Below are 3,642 nucleotides of genomic sequence, written 5' to 3'. Positions count from 1 at the left end.
GGTGGAACGCACCCGACGCGATGAACAGGATGTGGTCGGTCTTCACCATGCCGTACTTGGTGTTGACGGTCGTGCCCTCGACCAGCGGCAGCAGGTCGCGCTGCACGCCCTGGCGCGAGACATCGGCGCCGCTCGATTCGTTGCGCGACGCGACCTTGTCGATCTCGTCGAGGAACACGATGCCGTTCTGCTCGGTGTTGTGCAGCGCGGCGGTCTTGATCTCGTCCTCGTTGACGAGCTTGGCCGCCTCGTCGTCGACCAGCAGCTTCAGCGCCTCGCCGATCTTCAGCTTGCGCAGCTTGCGCTTGGCGCTGCCGAGGTTGGCGAACATGCCCTTCAGCTGCTCGGCCATTTCATCCATCCCCGGCGGGCCGATGATGTCCAGCGTCGGCTTGGTGTCGGCCACCTCGATCTCGATCTCCTTGTCGTCGAGCGAGCCTTCGCGCAGCCGCTTGCGCATCACCTGGCGGGCGGTGTTGTCGGCCGCCGGTGCGGCCGGCGTGGTCGGTGTCAGGCCGAAGTCGCTGCTCGCGGCGCGCGGCGGCGGCACCAGGATGTCGAGCACCCGGTCTTCCGCGGCGTCTTCTGCGCGCACCCGCTGGCGCTTGATCTGCGTCTCGCGCTCCTGCTTGACGGCCATGTCGACCAGGTCGCGGATGATGGTGTCGACGTCCTTGCCGACGTAGCCGACCTCGGTGAACTTGGTCGCCTCGACCTTGATGAACGGCGCATCGGCCAGCTTGGCCAGCCGGCGCGCGATCTCGGTCTTGCCGACGCCGGTCGGGCCGATCATCAGGATGTTCTTCGGCGTGATCTCGCCGCGCAGCGCGCCGTCGACCTGCTGGCGGCGCCAGCGGTTGCGCAGCGCGATCGCGACCGCGCGCTTGGCGCCGGCCTGGCCGACGATGTGCTTGTCCAGCTCGGACACGATCTCTTGCGGGGTCATGGAGCTCATCGGGTGCTTTCGCCCAGGATTTCGATCGTGTGGTTCTGGTTCGTGTAGATGCACAGGTCGCCGGCGATCTCGAGCGAGCGCTTGACGATGTCCTGCGGCGCCAGGTCGGTGTGCTCCAGCAGCGCGATCGCGGCGGCCTGCGCATACGAGCCGCCGGAGCCGATCGCGACGATGCCCTTCTCGGGCTCGAGCACGTCGCCGTTGCCGGTGATGATCAGCGAGGCTTCCTTGTCGGCCACCGCCAGCATCGCCTCGAGGCGGCGCAGCACGCGGTCGGTGCGCCAGTCCTTGGTCAGCTCGATCGCGGCGCGCACCAGGTGGCCCTGGTGCTTCTCGAGCTTGGCCTCGAAGCGTTCGAAGAGGGTGAAGGCGTCGGCGGTGGCCCCGGCGAAGCCGGCGAGAACCTGGTCGCGGTACAGCTTGCGCACCTTGCGGGCCGTGGCCTTCACGACGACGTTGCCGAGGGTGACCTGGCCGTCGCCGCCGAGCGCGACGAGGTTGCCGCGCCGCACGCTCAGGATGGTGGTGCCGTGGTATTGATCCATGGGGTCTCAGATTCGGGCGAAGCGCGAGGCTTCAAGCCGAAGATTGTGACCCGGGAATCAGACCACCCGAACCTTGACCTTGGCGTGCTCGTTGATGCCCATCGCGCCGAAGAACAGCGCGACGAGGCGGTGCGCTTCGGAGAAGGTCACGGCGCGGTTCTCGCCGCGGCGCGCCAGCACCCAGTTCAGCAGGTCGCCGGCCGCGATGAAGTCGACGCGGATCAGGCGGGCGCACGAGACGTTGACGACCTCGGCATGGCCCAGCTCGTCGTTCATCTTCGTCAGCGTGGCACCGATGTCACCGACCAGCTGGCCGGACAGCTCGACCCCCGCGACCTGCACGCCCGGTTCGTCGGGCATCTGCGATTCGAGGAAGCTGGTCGACACATCGCTGACGACCGACATCGGCGGCGATTGCGTGCTCATGTTCGAGCCGCTGATGCGCACCTGGCATTTCGCGCTCTCCCACGACGGCGGCGACACCTCGTAGGTGACGCAGTAGTCGATGGCCGCTTCGTCGAACTGGTCGGCGCGGTTGGCCATGCGCAGCGCATCGAGGCGCAGCTGCCAGAAGACGGGGTCGGCATCGCGCACGCCGGTGGGCGCGGCATCCTGCAGCACCTGCATCAGGCGGTCGCCGCCCAGCCAGCGCATGTCGAGCGGTTCGTTGATCCAGCCGCGGAACAGCTCGCTCATGCGCGCGCAGGCCTCGGCGTCGATGCTTTGCAGCGAGCTCCAGTCGAACACCCACGGCAGCGGCATCTGCAGCGATTGCGAGCGCAACCGGGCCACCGCGTCGGCATCGACGATGCTCGGGCACACCCAGCCGACCTGGCCGTCGATGCGCGAGCTGGGGCGGCGCTCCTCGCCGGCGGCCTCGGCCACCAACTTGGGCATCGAGAACCACTGTGGCGCCGACCAGCCGAACTGCTGGGCGTAGTCGATCGCAAGGCTCTCGAACTTGTGGTGCTGGCCGATCGCGCGGTACAGGTCGAACAGCGCCAGCCAGGTTTCGGCGTGCTGGGCGCGCGGGCCGCCCTGGCCGGTCAGCGCGGCGAGCGACGATTCGCAGCTCTCGAAATCGGCATTCGCGAACGCGATCACCGCCTCGTCGAGTTCGGGGTCGTGGGCGACTTCGCTCACTTCCACCGCATACGGGTTGCCCAGGTCGCCGCCGGCGATGTCGAGGTTCAGCGGCGACAACGGCGACAGGCCGGCACCCATCACGACCGTGGCCGGCGCGCCGGCGGGCGGGCGGGCGGGGGTGACCGGTTGGGCTGCGGGCGGGCGCGCACCGTTCGCACGGGCCGGCTCGGGCCGGATGCGGCTCTGGTCGGGCTCGGTCGCCGCGTAGCCGATGGCCGCCGGCTGGGTCGGTGCGTCGTAGAAAGAGGGTGGGCGGCGCGACGGCGAGGCGAGGCCGTCACCGACCATCTGCTGCTCGATCTCGTCGATCTTGGCCTTCACGCCGACATCCGGCTTGGCGCCGCTGTCCTGCATGCGGGCTTCGGAGTCATCGAGGCGGGAGGATCCACCCAGTGCCGCCAGCTGCTCGCTGGTCAGGCCTTCGCGGCGCACCTTGCGCAGCATGTCGAATTCGCGCTTGCGGACGAAATCGTTGCGCCGCTTGCGCTCGATCATCGCCTTCAGCTCGGACTTGGCGTACTCGCTCTCGCGGGCTTCTTCCGTGGGGGTGCCGAGCTGCGCCCAGTCCGTGGCCGGGTTGGCCACGAACTTGACAACCTTTCGGAAGAAGCTGGTGTTGTCTTTCTGATCCGACATGTCGGGTGACGGGGTGCGCGAAGGGTACTTGTCAGTCGCCGAACATCTTCTGCTTCAGCTCGCGCCGTTGCTGGGCTTCGAGGGACAGTGTAGCGGTCGGCCGTGCGATCAGGCGGCCCAATCCGATCGGTTCGCCAGTTTCGTCGCAGAAACCATAGTCACCGGCTTCGATGCGGCCCAGGGATTGTGAGATTTTCTTCAGAAGCTTGCGCTCACGGTCGCGGGTGCGCAGCTCGAGCGCGTGCTCTTCCTCGATGGTCGCGCGATCGGCAGGATCGGGGACGATCGAGGTGTCTTCGCGCAGATGCTCGGTGGTTTCGCCGGCGTTGCTGAGCAGATCGTCCTTCAGCTGCTGCAGCC

General features: G+C 67.8%; 4 protein-coding genes. All 4 read right to left on the bottom strand.

Annotation, left to right across the window (positions count from 1 at the left end):
• Positions 1–955, bottom strand: a 955-nt coding sequence (hslU, locus tag AC1D15_RS22240) for an ATP-dependent protease ATPase subunit HslU (RefSeq protein ID WP_477827676.1), incomplete at its 3' end; no start/stop codon positions are given.
• Positions 952–1,500 carry an ATP-dependent protease subunit HslV gene (gene hslV, locus AC1D15_RS22235; RefSeq protein ID WP_047509968.1) on the bottom strand — a complete coding sequence of 183 codons (549 nt, stop codon included), beginning with the start codon at positions 1,498–1,500 and terminating at the stop codon, positions 952–954. The genes hslU and hslV, both read right to left, overlap by 4 nt.
• A 57-nt stretch (positions 1,501–1,557) precedes the next feature.
• Positions 1,558–3,282: a hypothetical protein gene (locus tag AC1D15_RS22230; protein ID WP_465112812.1), complete on the bottom strand. Its 1,725-nt coding sequence runs from the start codon at positions 3,280–3,282 to the stop codon at positions 1,558–1,560.
• Positions 3,283–3,313: 31 nt separating this feature from the next.
• Complete coding sequence (gene dksA, locus AC1D15_RS22225; RefSeq protein WP_477827675.1) at positions 3,314–3,640, bottom strand: RNA polymerase-binding protein DksA; 327 nt, start codon at positions 3,638–3,640, stop codon at positions 3,314–3,316.
• Positions 3,641–3,642 lie beyond the last annotated feature (2 nt).

It is taken from the genome of Rhizobacter sp. P2_H2 (assembly GCF_056403375.1).
Note: the sequence above shows the minus strand (reverse complement) of the source record. Positions and strands in the feature narration are given on the sequence as shown.